Annotated in this window: 13 protein-coding genes and 1 pseudogene; 12 read left to right on the forward strand and 2 right to left on the reverse strand. The window is 37.3% G+C overall.

Annotated features, from left to right (window positions below; translation table 11 throughout):
- The first annotated feature begins 6 nt into the window (after positions 1 to 6).
- From ptsP to AC5NT5_RS04245, 9 genes and pseudogenes are all read left to right on the forward strand, one after another.
- Positions 7 to 2,271 (forward strand): phosphoenolpyruvate--protein phosphotransferase, encoded by a 2,265-nt coding sequence (gene ptsP / locus AC5NT5_RS04205; protein ID WP_494513439.1) that lies wholly within the window; start codon positions 7 to 9, stop codon positions 2,269 to 2,271.
- A gap of 90 nt (positions 2,272 to 2,361) precedes the next feature.
- The gene (locus AC5NT5_RS04210; RefSeq protein ID WP_494513440.1) at positions 2,362 to 3,171 is read left to right on the forward strand and encodes a sulfite exporter TauE/SafE family protein; all 810 of its coding nucleotides are present in this window, start codon (positions 2,362 to 2,364) and stop codon (positions 3,169 to 3,171) included.
- Positions 3,172 to 3,184: 13 nt separating this feature from the next.
- On the forward strand, positions 3,185 to 3,988 hold the full coding sequence (lgt, locus tag AC5NT5_RS04215; RefSeq protein WP_002958701.1) for a prolipoprotein diacylglyceryl transferase: 804 nt from the start codon (positions 3,185 to 3,187) through the stop codon (positions 3,986 to 3,988).
- A 13-nt stretch (positions 3,989 to 4,001) separates the two neighbouring features.
- Positions 4,002 to 4,577, forward strand: a pseudogene (locus tag AC5NT5_RS04220) (thymidylate synthase); the annotation flags it as partial.
- A 128-nt stretch (positions 4,578 to 4,705) separates the two neighbouring features.
- Positions 4,706 to 5,926: a tyrosine-type recombinase/integrase gene (locus AC5NT5_RS04225; RefSeq protein WP_055015354.1), complete on the forward strand. Its 1,221-nt coding sequence runs from the start codon at positions 4,706 to 4,708 to the stop codon at positions 5,924 to 5,926.
- A gap of 9 nt (positions 5,927 to 5,935) precedes the next feature.
- On the forward strand, positions 5,936 to 8,284 hold the full coding sequence (locus tag AC5NT5_RS04230; RefSeq protein ID WP_055015353.1) for a site-specific integrase: 2,349 nt from the start codon (positions 5,936 to 5,938) through the stop codon (positions 8,282 to 8,284).
- A complete protein-coding gene (locus tag AC5NT5_RS04235) occupies positions 8,284 to 10,347 on the forward strand; it encodes a tyrosine-type recombinase/integrase (RefSeq protein ID WP_055015352.1) in 2,064 nt (687 codons plus the stop codon). The genes AC5NT5_RS04230 and AC5NT5_RS04235 overlap by 1 nt, the downstream gene beginning before the upstream one ends.
- Positions 10,347 to 10,826, forward strand: a complete 480-nt coding sequence (locus AC5NT5_RS04240; protein WP_055015351.1) for a hypothetical protein — start codon at positions 10,347 to 10,349, stop codon at positions 10,824 to 10,826. Before AC5NT5_RS04235 ends, AC5NT5_RS04240 begins: the two co-directional genes overlap by 1 nt.
- Entirely contained in the window at positions 10,823 to 11,656 is an 834-nt protein-coding gene (locus AC5NT5_RS04245; RefSeq protein ID WP_055015350.1) for a thymidylate synthase, read from the forward strand. Before AC5NT5_RS04240 ends, AC5NT5_RS04245 begins: the two co-directional genes overlap by 4 nt.
- Positions 11,657 to 12,163: 507 nt before the next feature.
- Here the strand turns inward: AC5NT5_RS04245 and AC5NT5_RS04250 are convergent.
- Both AC5NT5_RS04250 and AC5NT5_RS04255 read right to left on the reverse strand, forming a co-directional pair.
- The gene (locus tag AC5NT5_RS04250) at positions 12,164 to 13,648 is read right to left on the reverse strand and encodes a DEAD/DEAH box helicase (protein WP_055015349.1); all 1,485 of its coding nucleotides are present in this window, start codon (positions 13,646 to 13,648) and stop codon (positions 12,164 to 12,166) included.
- Complete coding sequence (locus tag AC5NT5_RS04255; RefSeq protein WP_055015348.1) at positions 13,635 to 14,156, reverse strand: VspR family transcription factor; 522 nt, start codon at positions 14,154 to 14,156, stop codon at positions 13,635 to 13,637. The genes AC5NT5_RS04250 and AC5NT5_RS04255 overlap by 14 nt, the downstream gene beginning before the upstream one ends.
- Before the next feature lie 131 nt (positions 14,157 to 14,287).
- Between AC5NT5_RS04255 and AC5NT5_RS04260 the strand changes: the two genes are divergently transcribed.
- The 3 genes from AC5NT5_RS04260 to AC5NT5_RS04270 all read left to right on the forward strand — a co-directional run bounded on the left by AC5NT5_RS04260 (position 14,288) and on the right by AC5NT5_RS04270 (position 17,627).
- A complete protein-coding gene (locus tag AC5NT5_RS04260) occupies positions 14,288 to 14,533 on the forward strand; it encodes a helix-turn-helix domain-containing protein (protein ID WP_055015347.1) in 246 nt (81 codons plus the stop codon).
- A gap of 81 nt (positions 14,534 to 14,614) precedes the next feature.
- The gene (locus AC5NT5_RS04265; protein WP_494513441.1) at positions 14,615 to 16,351 is read left to right on the forward strand and encodes a type I restriction-modification system subunit M; all 1,737 of its coding nucleotides are present in this window, start codon (positions 14,615 to 14,617) and stop codon (positions 16,349 to 16,351) included.
- Positions 16,344 to 17,627: a restriction endonuclease subunit S gene (locus AC5NT5_RS04270; RefSeq protein ID WP_101164282.1), complete on the forward strand. Its 1,284-nt coding sequence runs from the start codon at positions 16,344 to 16,346 to the stop codon at positions 17,625 to 17,627. Before AC5NT5_RS04265 ends, AC5NT5_RS04270 begins: the two co-directional genes overlap by 8 nt.
- Positions 17,628 to 17,637 lie beyond the last annotated feature (10 nt).

A 17,637-nucleotide genomic window follows, 5' to 3' on the forward strand; every position in this document is an offset into this window, starting at 1 on the left:
CAGGGTATGCTGGCTACACTGAGATCTATTGCGGAGTCTGTATCGCGACAAGCGAATTTAGACAGCGCATTAGTGTGCTTTGTGCAAATGGTTAAAGATGCCATGAAAACCCAGTGCTGCTCCATTTATTTTGCAGATTACAGCCAAGACAATTTTGTACTTATGGCTACCGAAGGGTTAAATCCTGATGCGGTGGGTAAGTTTAGAATTGGGTTTACCGAAGGCTTAGTGGGCCTAGTAGCGCAACGCGAAGAACCTATTAATATTGCATTTGCTAAATCACATCCTCGCTTTAAACTCTCTCCCGAAGTAAATGAAGAAGGCTACAACGCTTTTTTATCTGTACCCGTTGTTCATCAAAAAAAAGTACTGGGTGTTATTGTTGTTCAACAAAAAATGGCACGTGTATTTAGCCAAGACGAAGAGTCGTTTTTAATAACGCTTTCTGCCCAGCTTGCTTCACAGTTAGCGCATGCTGAAATTAAAGAAATACTCCGCCAAGATGAGTCATCTCATCAAACGTTTGTTTTAAAAGGCGTATCGAGCGCGCCTGGAATAGGTATAGGGCAAGCATTTGTTGTATTACCAAAACTCGATTTTAAATCTATTGAGCTTTTAAAAGACAGTGACGTTACTGAGCAGCGCCGTTTGTTTACACAAGCTGTAGCTGCAACGCGCAAAGAATTTAATACCCTATCTATGACGCTAAGCGATTCTATTCCGCACGAAGCTCTTGCGGTATTTGATGTGTATCAACAACTGCTTGACGCTAAAAGTTTAGGGCATAATGTTGAAATGCAATTACAAGAAGGCTGGTGTGCTAAAAGCGCCCTAAAAATTGTAATAGAGCGTTTAATATCTCAATTTAATGCCATGCAAGACCCTTATATAAAAGAGCGTGCTGTTGACGTTAAAGACATTGGTCTTCGCGTATTACACCATCTTGTAAATACCGAGCACGCTGTTAAAAATTATCCGGCCAACACTATTTTAATTGCTAATACCTTAACACCCGCCATGCTAGCTGAGGTGCCAAAAGGTCACTTAACAGGCGTTGTAAGCGTAAATGGCTCTGCAAATAGCCATGCTTCTATATTAACGCGTGCGATGGGGATCCCTGCCATTTGGGGTATAGAAGATTTACCTCTACTGCAGTTTAATGGCAAACCGATGATTTTAGATGCATTTGCTGGGCGTTTATATATATCGCCTTCGCAAATGTTGATGGATGAATACACAGAGTTACAGCATCAAGATAACCTACTTAATAACCGCTTTTTAGCAGAGCAAGACTCAGAATCAATTACGCTTGACGGTGAGCATGTTAGCTTATTATTAAACGCAGGCCTTGAGCTTAATACCGAGCAAAGTAGCGCGCATATTTGTGACGGTGTGGGGCTTTACCGTACCGAAGCGTGGTTTATGCAAAAGGGTCAGTTTCCTTCGCAATCAGAGCAAGAAAATTGGTACCGAGAAGTACTAACTAGCTATCATCCTAATCCTGTGGTTATGCGTACATTGGATATTGGGGGCGATAAGGTACTCGATTACTTTAACATTACCGAAGAAAACCCATTTTTAGGTTGGCGTGGCATTCGTATTAGCCTTGATCACCCAGAGTTATTTTTAGATCAACTAAAAGCGATGCTTAAAGCCAATATTGGTTTAGGCAATCTAAAAATAATGCTCCCTATGATCAGCGGCACTGAAGAAGTTGATGAGTCACTTGCGTTATTTGAACAGGCTTATTTTGAGTTAAGTGAAAAATACCCAGAGCAAACCATAGAAAGACCCGACATAGGGATAATGCTAGAGGTACCTTCAAGTGTATTTATGCTTCCAGAGTGGTCGAAAAAAGTCGATTTTTGCTCAGTAGGTAGTAACGATTTAACACAGTATTTATTAGCAGTAGACAGGGCTAATGCACGAGTTGCCGAACTTTTTAACCCTTATCATCCGGGCGTACTCAGGGTACTAAATAAAGTAGCGCGTGAATGTGAGCAATATGAACTGCCATTTAGTTTATGTGGTGAACTAGGCGGCGATCCTGAAGGGGCTATTTTGCTTATTGCCATGGGTTACAGGCGCCTTAGTATGAATTTATCATCGCTTAATAAAGTTAAATGGGTACTTAGGCGTTTAAATGTTAGTGACATGGAACAACTATTAAGTGAATGCTTAGCGCAATCCACAGCCAAACAAGTACTACGTTTAACGCGAAGCTTTATGCTAGAGCATAAATTAGGTGATTTGTTTTACACTCCCAAATAAGCTTATACGCCTAATTAATTGCAATACACAGATGCTATTAGTTTTATAATCCTTTAATATATAAACCTTAAAAGGGTATTTGAGATTACTATGTATGACTTAGGTTTGTTAGTCGCAAGCTGTGCACTACTAGGCTGTATTGTTGGGTTTTTAGCTGGGTTACTAGGCATTGGTGGCGGTTTAATTATCGTTCCAGTTCTAAGTACTCTGCTACTGTCATTTAATGTAACGTCAGCTGATCATGTACTAGTAATTGCTATTGCAACCTCACTCGCTTCTATTTTATTTACTTCAACGTCTTCAGCGCTGGCTCATCATAAAAATGATAACGTGCCTTGGGATTTTGCCCCATGGGTTATGTCGGGCGTGGCTTTAGGTGCACTTATTAGTGGCTTTGCAGCAAGTTTAATCCCTGAACAAATATTGCGTACAGTGTTTGCTATAAGTGTTGTATTTATTGCAGCAAGAATGGTGCTATCCGCGCGTAATAAACCGATGTCAGATAAATCGTTACCGGCAGGTCCTATTTTATATGGATTTTCTGCGATAATGGGCGGATTATCAGGTTTAATTGGTATTGGCGGTGGTGCTTTAATAGTACCTATGCTTAATTATTTTTCGGTTGATATAAAAAAAGCAATTGGCTGCGCAGCCGCGTGCGGAATTGTTATAGCATTATTTGGCTCTATTGGTTACATCAGCGCAGGCTGGCATGTTACCGATTTAGAGCATGGCTTTGCTGGGTTTGTTTATTTACCTGCATTATTTGGAATTGTTATTACCTCGTGGTTTGTTGCGCCTATTGGCGCTAAAGCAACTCACTATTTACCTGTTAATACAATTAAAAAAGTTTTCGCGGTGCTGCTTGTAGTTATCGCAATTAAAATGGTTTTTAGCTAAAGGTTGATTTTTTATGGCACTTGAGTTTCCTCAAATTGATCCAATTATTTTTTCTGTTGGACCGCTAAGCGTACGTTGGTATGGCTTAATGTATTTAATAGGTTTTGCATTTGCGATGTGGTTTGCAAATCGTCAAGCATCAAAGCCAAATTCGGGTTGGACTAAAGAGCAAGTAAGCGATTTACTGTTTTACGGCATGTTGGGGGTAATACTAGGCGGGCGTATTGGCTACGTATTGTTTTACCAGTTTAGTTACTTTATAGAAAACCCACTGTATTTATTTAGAATAGATCAGGGTGGTATGTCGTTCCATGGTGGAACACTTGGCGTTATAACCGCCGTCGCAATTTTTTCGTGGACGCGTAAAAAATCACTGCTTCAAGTGGGCGATTTTGTTGCTCCACTGGTTCCAGTAGGGCTTTTAGCTGGACGTATTGGTAACTTTATAAATGGTGAATTATGGGGCCGAGTTACCGACGTGCCATGGGCAATGGTATTTCCAACAGGCGGTCCGCTTGCGCGTCACCCATCGCAATTATACGAAGCATTTTTTGAAGGCTTAGTGCTGTTTTTAATCCTGCAATGGTTTATTAAAAAACCGCGCCCAGCAGGCAGTGTAGCCGGAGTGTTTTTATTAGGTTACGGCGTGTTTAGATTCTGTATTGAATATTTCCGCCAACCCGATGCACAACTAGGTTTATTTGCAGACTTTATTTCAATGGGGCAAATACTTTCACTTCCTATGATAGTGGGTGGTTTAGGCTTATTAATTTGGGCATATAAACAACCTAAACAAATAACCACAGCTAAAGCATAATAAGAAGTAACGCATGAAACAATATTTAGAATTATGTCAGCGTATTGTTGACGAAGGGCAGTGGGTCGAAAATAAACGTACAGGTACGCGTTGTTTAACCGTTATCAATGCTGATTTAGAATACGATGTGGCTAATAATCAGTTTCCGATGATTACTACACGCAAAAGTTACTACAAAGCAGCGATTGCTGAATTGCTAGGCTATTTACGCGGGTACGACAGCGCTGCGCAATTTCGTGAAATTGGCTGTAAAACGTGGGATGCTAACGCAAACGATAACAATGCATGGCTTAATAATCCTAACCGTAAAGGTGAGGATGACATGGGGCGTGTTTACGGCGTACAAGGTCGTGGTTGGCAACGACCAGATGGCTCAACACTCGATCAACTTTCCAAAGTTATTAATAACTTAAAAAATGGCATTGATGACCGTGGTGAAATAATCACGTTTTATAATCCAGGTGAGTTTGAGCTTGGTTGCCTGCGCCCGTGTATGCATACACACACTTTCTCCTTACTTGGTGATACGCTATATTTAACGTCATACCAGCGAAGCTGTGATGTGCCACTTTTATTACCCTATAATAGAAATGCACAGTATGAGAATGAGGAATTGAAAGATTCCTTTTTTTTATACTATAGTAAACGGAATTCGATACATTAGTTATTCGCATATTACGCTATGGATATTGTGATTTAGGGTGAAATAAGTATTAAATGAGATTTAAAATAGTAGAAGGAGAGCAAATTGATTTAAAGGAATCAGAAGCAGTAATGTCGCTTCCTAAGCATGACCGTCCAAATGAAGAAGTAACAGTAACTGGAGTTGCTGTATTTAACTCAAAACATCAAGTTCTTCCACATGTCTCTAATTGGTTGTCAGAAGCATTACGGCATGGAAAAACGCCATTAACAACAATATCAACTTACGCAAAAAACCTTTCGTATTTATTTGATTACTTGAACGAGCAAAGTACATTTAAGTATCAGGAGCTCGACAATGCAATACTAGATATTCAAGAGTATAATTTTAATGAATATTTTGCTTATTTAAGTCAAATAAAACGTCTCGCTTCAACGACTATCAGTAACAGAGACGCTACTTTCCAATCCTTCTTTAATGACTATCTTTGTAAGGCTCGAAATAACGGTAAAGCACTTCGTGATGATAATCCATATGATAATGGTTTAATTTATGGGTCTTCAAAGTCTAAGTTAGTTGAAATGTGTAGTTTAGATGAATTAGCTGCACTGATGATGTGTACAAATCACGAGCGAGAAAAAGTTTTACTGCAATTCATGTATGACACTGGTCTTAGGCGTTCCGAAATCCCTAGAGTTAAGAAAGAACACATTGATACTGCGTTATCTACTGACAAGCAAATGTATATATTAGATGCTCAAACTATTGTAATTCCTTCTGAGTACAAACAAGTATTTGTTGCGGGTTCAAAAGGAAAAAAGCGTCAAATTAATGAAAGATATACACTAACAAGCATTCATACTTTAGCTAGATTGCGACGATATTTTTCAACACCTGAATATAGGATCAGAGCTAAAAAGTTTGGCTTAGATGCACCCGCATTTCTAAATTCTCATGGTGCACCATACAATTCGGGATCGGTAAGTAAATTTTTAAGCCGTGTATCTGAACGTGCGTTAAGAAATGGGCTGATAAAGAGAGCGATTCATCCACATATGTTGAGACACGGCTTCGCTGGTTCTGTATTAAGATCTCCGGATTTAGGCGATCATGCTGTTGATAAACTAGTATTGCTTCAGATATGTCTTGGACACGCATATTTGAAAACAACTCAAATCTATACTCAATTACCTTATGAAACCTACGGTAAAATTGCTGGCAATAACGGTGAAATATTAACTCGTTCTCATTTGATGGAGCAGTTGAATGCCCAGACGAAGACTAAAAGGAAGTAGTTATTAATTATGCAAGATCCAAAAGTTAAAATTTTAGAGAATTTCGTAAACGAAATAGATAAAAACCGCGATAAAGTTTGGGGTGTTCCAGTATCTCATATTTCAAAAAAAAATGGATATCTAGCATCCGCATCTTATGCTGAGTTAAGTCGAAATCTTGGTTTATCCCAACAGGGGATCAATTTTGATTTATATAAAGTTAGCGGATACAGTCCTCACCTCGAGAAATTGAATAATATTCTTAAAGAAGAAGGTGTAATCTTAAAAGGTCATATAGCGTCAGCACTGGAAGTCCGCAGAACAACGAAACATTGGTGGAATAACCTAACTACAAAAGAAAAGCTTAACGTTAAAACTTTCGGAAATGCAATTCGCTTTAAGGCGTATATTAAGAATTGGCGCGGAGGTAAAGGATACGAAATTGTTAAAGATTGTGGTAAAGAGTTGAACGCTGAACTTTTACAGTTAGGTGGGCTTGATAGCAATTACTTTGCTGTAAAAGACAGAGGTACTCTTCGTGATCAAGAATATAGAAACAAACAGCATCAGGCAGTTCAACGCTGGGACGATCTAGCCAAAAAATCACTCAATTCATATAGAGAATTCGTTAATGTTGATAGTTCTGATGAACCATTCGTACAATTAAAACAGTTAGCTGCACTAGTAAGAAAAGGAGCAGCGTCAGTTTCTAGTAAAAAGAAACCAAAAGAAGCATTTGTTCATTTATGTAGATTTTTGGAACAAAATAATATTGATCCTAAATCTACCCTACAAGATATTTTAAGTGAGTTTTTGTTAGTTAGATTCCATCAAGACTATGTTATCCCTAAAATGCATAACGGAAATATTGCTCCTAGCAATGCCCCTACAATCATTAGTTCGGTTCGGAAGATGTTGAAACGAGCAACTAAACTAAAAGAGATCAGTTTTCACAGTTTTCATGACGTGGAAGTAAAAACTTTAGGTCGTGTTACAGACACTTATAAGCCTTATTTAAAAAGCGAGCGTCAGGCTGTTACACGCGCTATTCAAACCTCTATTGATGACACAATGGCTTTATTTGAACCATACCAAAAGTCAGGAGTTGGTGAGTATTCTTTAGGCGACAATGGTTTCATTAAACCGGGTTTTTCTAATATTGAAAATGCAAGATACTTGTTTGAAAATCATTTAAATTGCATACCAACTTCTTTTAATGGTGCTCAAACTCTAGAAGAAAAGGGGTTCTTAAAAATAATAGAGAAGCTAGACATGGGGTTGCACGAAGTGTATAGAAGTTGGGGTGTACCTTCCGTTATAGATGCAGACACTATTGCTCCTTTCGTCTATAGACTTGCGCAAATTACAGGAATGAATGCAGACCCATTGTTTGATATTTATGTTGATGATTTTGTGATTTCACACGAAACAACGCAAAAGCCATGTTTGAGATATTGGAAAGAAAGAAGCTCTGGAGGTAAACAACTCCATCTTGATCTTTTTGAAGCTAAGCTTCAGTGGTTATCAAAAAAGCAAAGCGAAGAAGTAAAGGAAGTATTCGAGAACGTCATTAGAATTACTGATAGCATCCGCAAAGATGCTCCGGAACATGTTAAAGATAAGTTGTTTATGTATAAGAGTACAGGTCAAACAACTCACGGTGAAATTAAATCTTTTTCCGATTTAAAAGGAAAAACCACCTCTATTTATTCTAACTTCGTAGCAAAACATGATTTAAAGTCTGAAAGTGGTGAGCCACTGGTATTCACTATTAGTCGATTTAGACCAACATTCGTTAGTGAATTATTGGAAGCAGGTGTCAGTATTAGAGAAATCCAATTAATGCTGGGCCATTCAAACATTGAAACAACTATGAATTATTTGGACAAGTTAGACTTTAATCGCATAGCTAGAGAAAAGTTAACTGATGCAATTAGCAAAATTCATAATCGTATTTTTGTTAAAGCTGATGATGAAGCTTCTAATAAATTTTTAGACAATCCGGATAAAGTAATTTTCACAACCCCACTTGGGGGCTGCTCAAATATATTCTCGCCACCAGATTTTGTTAAGAAAGTGTCAGGATTTAAGAAGGGAAGCCCTTGCTCTCAATACAATAAATGCCTGTCATGTGAAAATGTAATGATAACTGTCGATAAGCTACCTATGCTTTTTGCAATGAAGAGAGATTACATGCTCTTGATGCAAAGAAATCGAATTATGGATACTCCTCATGGTTATGTAATTGAAGAAAACTTATGTCTGTTAGATGAGATTCTTAATCCTAAGAAGTCTGACTTTGATGCAGAAGTTCTGTTTAGAGCGGAGAAACTCGCACAATTTGAAGAAACAGCAGTCATTGATGGAGTAACAGTATAATGGAAAATTACAACATCGACGCAAGCGTGTCATTAGTTAAAAGCTTCGCTCAAAATAAAACTGTTTTGATTCCAATTATTGAACAATTCAATGAACTTAAAAATGATATGGAATTGCCAGCAACCGTCAGTTGGTTGCCTAGTTTGCTAAATTTACAAGTCACAAAGAAAAGTCAGTTTCATGAGAATGTCTGGGACTATAACGAGGACTACCTTAATCCTCCTAAATCAGTTCAGGGGGCTAAGCTTCGAATTAACTTTAATGATTATCCCTGCATTCCTAATTTTGTTATGACAGAGATCAAGTGCCTTCTTCACATGTGCGTCTTAACTCCTATGGCCTTTAAGAAAACGAAGGTCAAGAAACAAGACCGAATTTCAACTAGACCAAATACAGTGATAGCTCATTTCGAGGCTGGCTTAAGGTATATCGATAAAGTCTTTCAAGACTTAAGCTCTTTAGGCCAAGAATTCATAAATGAGCGTTTTCAAAGTCTGACTGATGTTTTGGATAACGACTTTAGAACAACTGCAAAATGTTTCGAGTATGTTGCAGGCAATGAATTGAGAAAGTTTCTCTATTATTTGACTCATCCATATACTAAAAATATATTAGGTTCCTGCATTGAAGTTGATTTTGAGTCAATGGAGTGGCCTGAACATAAACAAAAAAAGAGAGAAGCTAAGCGATATTTTGCAAACGAAGATTTTGAAAAATTGGCTCTTCATTCCACTTTTACAGTGATTGATTTTTTAACTCGATTATCTAAGGATGTTGAAGATAAAACCGCGTTAAAACATTTTAATGCTTTCAATAAGAGGCGCGATTTAAACTTTAATTTTAATGAAAGCACTCTTAATGATTATATTTTATTAAGATTATGGTCTAAAGGTTACTCTCAAGGCTTCATTGCTTCTAAATGTCATGTCCCTAGAGAATTTTGTGATCCCTTTGGTAAATTATATCCGCACAGAGAAGTCCGAAATATTATGAATGGTAAGCATAATATTCGGCACTTCGATCATGTTAGAAACTATATTAACCAAGTCTATTACTCTTCGGCAATTATAACTGCTCTGTTGACTGGTATGAGACCTGAAGAGTTGAGTGAAATCAGAATTAGTAGTTGTTTGGTTGTGCATGAGGGCTATGACGTTTTAGTTTCAAATGTTAAAAAAAATGATTTTGAGAACTTAAAATTATTTGATGATAAATGGGTTGCGATAGCGATCATTAAAGATGCTATCAAAGCAGCTTCAATGATTTCATCCTTAAAAAATAACGACTTCCTATTTAGTAACGTGGATACAGTTTCACCAACAAAAGCTGCAACCAACATGAGTTCATCGGGAATTAAGCACTTTATTGATAACTACTTAAATGTTGTTTTAGGAAAAGAACGAACTAAGTCAATTAAATTCAATTCTTATATGTTTCGACATTCTTTAGCATATCAACTACACCGAATAGAGCTTGGGTTGCCGTTTATTTCTTTTCAATTGAAACACGTAGTTGATAGGGTTGGCAAGTACACAAGTTTTGGAAGTTCAAGTGGCACGACATTGGGCTATGGTGAAATAGCTGAAAATATAATTGCTAATAAGTCGATGAATAAATCAATTAGACGTGATGCTGAAGTTGAGCGAATTAAAACGGTTATGGACCCCGATGGGGTTTATGTTGGCCCCAACGCTAAAGAACACAAAGTCAGATTAAATAAGGTTTTTCAAGGTTATATGGAAGTAGGGTATACCAAGGATGAAATTTTTGACGCTATGGCCGATCAAGGAATGGCAGTTATTAATGTTGGAACCGGATTTTGTTTTGGTGGAATGGAAGACTATGACGAAAGTATCCCTTGTATTGGCTCCCTTAGGTGCAACCCAATAAGATGTAAAAATGCCATAGTGGGAAAAGCAAATATCCCTAAATGGAAAGAGGTTTACGCGTCTAATACCGCCTTACTTGGTAAAGATGGATACGAAGATAGAAAGAGCCAGCTTCTCGAAGCTATAGAAGAAGCTAAACAGGTTTTAATTTATCTCGGAGAGGCTGTAGATTGATGAGCACACAAGCCTATGATGAGAAAAATCAGCTCGATTATGATGAGTACACTCGTAGATTAAATAATGCCCTCGATGAAATAAGTAAAAACACTAAATTGAAGGCTACGATCAGTGAAGTTGCTCGACTGTCGGGGGTAGGTAGAAATACAGTTGCTGATAGAGAGTTTCCAAAAGAAAGACTTAAGGAAATAAAAGATCAAAGGAAACGAAAGACCCTCGACGATAAAAAACAAAAACGAACTGAACTGGAAATTATTACAGAAGAACGTGATAAACTAGCAACAGAAGTTGTTCTTTGGTTTTCTAAATACTCAAAAGCTAAAAGGGACAGTGATTCCTATGAAATACAGTTAAAACGAGCATTAGAGTCAGGCGAATTTTACAAGCGAGAATTCGATAGACAGAAAAATCTAATAAATGCTCTAGAAGCTAAAAATGAACAACTTAATGAATTAATAAGAGACTTAAATAAATGAAATCATACTTAGATTTACTTAAAGATGTACTGGAAAGTGGCACGCAAAAAGGTGACAGAACTGGTACTGGAACAACTTCTGTTTTTGGCCGCCAAATTAGACATGATCTTTCAAAAGGTTTTCCGCTACTAACTACCAAGAAACTCCACTTTAAAAGTATAGCTAATGAACTAATTTGGTTTTTGAATGGTGACACAAACAATAATTGGTTAAATGAACATGGCGTGAAAATTTGGGATGAGTGGGCCTTAGAAGATGGTTCATTAGGACCAATCTATGGTGCACAGTGGACAGCTTGGCCTACAAAAGAAGGTGGTACAATAAATCAAATTGACTACGTAATTGATACGCTTAAAAACAATCCAAATAGTCGAAGAATACTATTTCACGGGTGGAATGTTGAATATTTACCAGATGAGACTGTCAGCCCACACGAAAATGTACAGAACGGAAAGATGGCGCTTCCACCTTGCCATTTATTATATCAATTCTATGTAGCTAACGGAAAGCTCTCAGGTCAGCTTTATATCAGAAGTTCAGACATATTTTTAGGTCTTCCATATAATATTGCTAGTCTATCATTGCTCGTACATATGCTCTGCCAACAATGTGATCTTGAGCCAGGTGAAGTGATTGTAAGCTTTGGTGACTTACATGCCTATTCTAATCACATGGAGCAAATTCAAGAGCAAATGTCTCGTGAGGCTAAACCTCTACCCGAACTTAAGATAATTAGAAAACCTGACTCTATTTATGATTATAAGTTTGAAGACTTTGAAATCGTCGGTTATGACGCACATCCAAATATTAAAGCGCCTGTGGCTATTTAATGTCTTAATTTTGGTAAATCATCATGGACAAAATTTTGAGTTTACTTTTGTCCATGAACATAAGTCTAATATCAGCCTTATCTTCAGCTCTTAAGCAAGGTGAACAAATATTAATACTGATGCCTTCTTACCTAACAATGACGGTGGTCAATTAAAAGTCTTGCTAAACAAGGCTTAGATAAGATTACGTTTTTTTCTGGACAACATAAAAGCAATTTTTTTTTGTTAAACCCTTTTGTTTTATCTAAGTGGCATGGAGCTCCTTACTTTCCCACAAAATAATGTGATGTTTTCGATATATAGCGATAGTTGTCAAAGCTAGTAATTTTAATTGGTGGTGACGAATTAGGTAGCTGCGCTTTCTCCATGCTTGGGTCCCCAAGTTATTGACCACTACACAAGGGCTTATTTAATTTCTCAAGTTATCTTTGTTAGTAGCTTTCTAGCGAAAGCTGGGAAGTCCACACATCCTCTAACGCTCAAATATACGATTTAACTTTAAAGTTTCTAAATGAACAATCTATTCAATTGCTCTAACTTCGCATGTGCTTCATCTGAAATATCAAAGAGTAATAATTCATCCAACCCTTCAGGTTTAATAGGTCGATGATTAAAATCACCATCTAGGGTTAGGTTGTTTGCAACTTTAGCCAAAGGTGCTTTTGAATTGTTTTTGAGGTTTGTTTTAGCCGTCTTTTCATTGTTAATTAATCTATCTATATTAATATCAAACAAATCCCCTTCCTCTGCTAAAACTTTAGGTGGGCTATCAATCGGTTCGAGCACAATGCTTTTTTCACTCTCAATTTCAACATCAAAAATTTTAACTTTGCCTAGTTCACCAGGGACGTCCTCTGCAACACGTAATGCAAAATCAATTAAGTTAGGCTCAGCTGGCATAAACATAAATGCATCTTGGTTAACTGAATCAGTCATGCGCAGAATGCGTCCTAATATTTGCCTAAAATAAAGCTCAGTGCGGTAATTTGTTAAATTACAGCATACTTGTAACCGAGGAATATTAGTGCCTTCACTTACCATTCCAACGCTAATAAGCCACTCACTATCGTTTTGCCTAAATTGCTTTATGATTTTGTCTGGCTCATTTTCGCTGCTAGTAACAATAATTGCGCTGCTGTAGAACTTGCTACGCATTATCCTATTAATTACATGAGCATGTGAGATTGATGAAGCCACAATTAGCCCTCCAGCTTCAGGGTTAATACTTCTAATCTCATTTAGTTTATTAGTAGCTCTAAGGAGCAAATTTTCAATAACTAATTCGTTAGTAACAAGCTCAGAGTATGAAATAACTTTTGCCTTAAGCAATTCAAAAAAATTAGTAAAGGTCGTTGTTTCTTCGGATTTTGTTAAAGTAATTTTATTATTATCTAACGCAATTATTTGCGGCACTCGGCATACTTTATCTGATATAGCTTCTTTTAACCCATACACATAATCACAGTTTATTTGGCCAGACTCATTACAGTAATTTGATAGTGCTATTGGCAAGGAATCAGATCGCCAAGGCGTGCCGGTCAGCGAGAGTGTAAATACAGCTTTTTCTTTAATTAAATTGAGGATAGGGCTTCCCCAAGAGTTTGCATCCTCAATTGAAGAACCCGCACAGTGGTGTATTTCATCAAATATTACAAAAACTCTATATTGCTCAAATAACTGCCAAACATTTTCATTTAATGTGCTTAGTGCTTGATATGTGTATGAATCACCTAGCGCACCTATAGAACCATCAAATCGAGCATTAAATTGCAGAGATAATTCATCGGCAAAATCAGCAGAAACAACAGACGAAGGAGAAAAGCAGAGTATGATATCTACAAGCTTTTCATCATATAGTCTTTTTGCTAATACCGAGGCCATTACTGTTTTTCCAGCACCAGGTGTAGCTAATGTTAAAAATTGCTTAACGTTGCTTTTGTACTTTGCTAGCGCTATTTTTACACACTTTTGTTGCCAATCACGTAGCCGCATTTAGAGTGCCTTGTTCAGTTATATTTTCTAAAAGTATATTTAAAGCGGCAATTCGGCCTTTTAAATTTTGTTGTCGTTCTTGGGCAATTAAATATTGCCGTTTAAATAGCGTTTGATGTTGTGGGTGTTTATTCCAAAGATTTATATAAGTTTCGAGCGTGCCTATACATTGCAATAACTCGTTATTGCAATCACTTAGCTCCTTTTGGCAATCAGCTTTAAAATTACTGACATTTGGCACAGAGGATTGAGTAGGGATAATTTTATTTGGCTCAAAATAACGTGTTTTTGTGTAAGTCGTTATTTTTCTATTTAATGATGTCGATGAGTGTAACCAACCTTTGCATACAAGTTTATTAAGCTGTGCGTAAACAAGCTTTCTAATTTTTACAGGATCAAGTGTTTGATCTTGATGTAGAGCTATGTACGCAGTTCTAACTTCTACAACAGTAAAGCGATCAATATTACGCTTGCATATAATGATTTTAATTAAGGGATCTAGCTTCATCGACAACTTAAACAAATTTAATTGATAGAAAGGTTCATTTATTGATATATATGTAAATAAGTTTCATTATATGTCATGGGTTGGCAGGCTGCAATATGGGAATATTTACACTTTGCCTGTGGATATTAGCAATGCAGCCTATACAAACGCTGATTGGTATGAATATAAAATTAGCGCGAACAAAATGCTCAATACCTCAAGCTGAGCTAGCTAATAAACTCGGTATTGAGGCAAGCTACTTAAGCCGTATTGAAAAAGGCCGAGTGCCTGTTTCTTGTGAGCGAATTTATCAAATAATTAAAATACTAAACTGTGGACTAGAAGAGATTTTCCCAGACCCATCAGAAGTAGATATACAGCTAAGCAAAAATAAGTAATTGCAGTATTAATCAAAGCTTTTCATTTAATCGCTTAATGACGGAATTTAAGCAATAAATACAAACGGAATAAAAACCAACATGACTCAAATTACTCTCCAACAATTAGAATCTTTCCTATGGGAAACTGCCGATATTTTACGTGGCAACATGGATGCTTCAGAATTTAAAGATTACATATTCGGGATGATGTTTTTAAAACGTCTTTCAGACTCGTTTGATGAAGCACAAGAAACCGTAATCCAGCATTATTTATCCACCGGTAAAACAGAGGCACAAGCAAAAGAGCTATCGCAAGATGAAGACGAATACGACAGCACCTTTTATATCCCTGAAAACGCGCGTTGGAGCGTTTTAAAGGACTTAAAGCACGACATAGGTGCAATGCTTAATAAAGCGACAGAAGCCATTGAGGAGCACAACAGCTCGCTTGAAGGCGTGTTAGTAAGCATCGATTTTAATATAAAAAACAAACTGTCTGATGCCAAACTACGTGACTTGCTCTCTCACTTTAGTAAACACCGCTTGCGTAACAGTGATTTTGAACGTCCTGATTTATTAGGTACGGCTTACGAGTACTTAATTAAAATGTTTGCTGATTCGTCTGGCAAAAAAGGGGGCGAGTTTTATACCCCAAGCGAGGTGGTACAGCTGCTTGTATCACTTCTAGAGCCAAAAGCGGGTATGCGTGTATACGACCCTACCGCAGGCTCCGGAGGTATGTTGGTGCAAACACGTAATTACTTAGCGTCTCACGGTCAAAACCCATCTAACTTATCGCTTGCTGGGCAAGAGATGAACCTAAATACGTGGGCTATTTGTAAAATGAATATGTTTTTACATGGCGTATTTAGTGCCGACATTCGTAAAGGCGACACCTTACGAGATCCACAGCATACCGAGCATGGTCAACTCATGACCTTCGACCGCGTTATTGCAAACCCGCCATTTAGTTTAAAAAAATGGGGTAAAGAAGAGTGCGATAACGACGGCTACGGGCGCTTTCCATATGGTACACCACCAAAAGACGCAGGAGACTTAGCGTTTGTACAACACATGATTGCCTCATTAAACGATGAAGGCATGGCCGGCATAGTCATGCCACATGGTGTTTTATTCCGTGGTTCAAGTGAAAAGGCAGTTCGCCAAGGCATATTAGAAGACGACTTACTAGAAGCCGTTGTAGGACTACCTTCAGGCTTATTTTACGGCACGGGTATACCTGCCTGTTTATTAATTATTAATAAAAACAAAACCGCGATACGTAAAAACAAAGTGTTATTTATTAACTCAGAACTTGAGTTTGAAGAAGGTAAAAACCAAAATAAGTTACGCCCAAAAGACATTAAAAAAATTATAGCTACATTCCATGATTACCGAGACACAAAACGTTACGCCAAAGTAGTCAATATTAGCGAGATTAAAGAAAACGACTTTAACTTAAACATTAGGCGCTACGCAGATACCTCACCACCACCCGAAATTTTTGACGTGCGTGCAATATTGCACGGCGGTATTCCTGTACGCGAAGTTGAAAGTGAATACATTCGAGAAGAAATACTGCAAGATTTTGACGTTACAACGGTATTCGATAAACGCGATGAAAACTACTTTGTATTTAAAGCACAGTTTACTTCTAAAGAGCAAATTAGATCTTTTCTTGCAGAGAATATTATTGATGAAGTTGAAGCAGCTGTTATTACACAACTAGAACGTTGGTGGGATAAATATCAAATATCGTTACATGAGCTTGATGAGCAAGTGACCAGTGCTGAAGTTGAAATGAAAGGCTACCTAAAGGAATTAGGTTATGAGTAATAAGATACCTGTTGATTGGGTCGAAGAAACGCTGGGAACATTTATTTCAAACTCTATGGCTGGAGAGTGGGGTAATGAAGCCGTCGGTGATAAGAATGATATACCAATTCTAAGAGCTACGAATTTTAGTGAAAGTGGGGCTATCGATTATACAAAGTTAGCTTTTCGTAATGTTGATGAGAAAAAAATACAGCAAAAACTACTACAGCGCGGGGATATTGTACTTGAAAAGTCAGGTGGAAGTCCGACTCAACCCGTTGGCAGGGTGATATATTTTAATAGTACAAAACCTTTCTTATATTCAAATTTTACCCAAAAGCTAATTCCATCTGAAAAATGCGATAGTAAATACCTATTTTATAAATTTTATTTTGAGTATCAGAACAAAACAGTTTTGAAATTTCAACAGCAAACAACAGGGATTATTAATTTTCAACTGAAAGAATACCTGTTGTATAAAACGACTTTCCCTCCACTTTATGAACAACAAAAAATAGCCAAAATCCTCACTTCTGTTGATGAAGTGATTGAAAAAACACATGCGCAAATCGATAAATTAAAAGATCTCAAAACAGGCATGATGCAAGAGTTGCTAACCAACGGCATCGGCCACACTGAATTTAAAGACTCATCCGTTGGCAGAATCCCTGCTGATTGGGAGGTTGTTACTTTTTCTTATGTTCTCAAAAAAATAGATTCAGGTTGGAGTCCCAGCTGCACTGAAGTGCCTCCCGCGATCGGTAAATGGGGAGTCTTGAAGGTTAGTTCTGTAACAAGGGGGGAGTTTTTAGAAATCCAATCAAAGGAGCTACCACCACTATTAGAGCCAAAACACCATATCCAAGTAAATAAAGGAGATATTTTACTTACAAGGGCTAACGGTGTGGCTGATTTAGTTGGAAAGTGCGTCATGGTTCGTGAAGAGCCAAAAAGAAAGCTGATGATGTCAGATAAGCTACTTAGGCTAATACCTAATGAAAATATTGATTCAGAATTCTTATTACATTCATTTAATTCAGAAAGAAATAGAAAGCAAATTGAACTAAGTTGGGGTGGCTCAAGCGGCCAAAAAAATATTAGTCAAGTTGATATTAAGTCTTATAAGTTAGCATTACCAACACTTAAAGAGCAAAAAAGTATTTCTAAAAACATTACTAATATTGAGCGTTCTATTTTTATAAAAAATAAAAAAATGGATAGTTTAAAAAACTTAAAAAAAGCCCTAATGCAAGATTTACTCACCGGCAAAGTACGCGTCAAAGTAGATAGTGAATAGTAAAAAGTAG

The organism is Pseudoalteromonas sp. J2K-J599, from assembly GCF_059295115.2.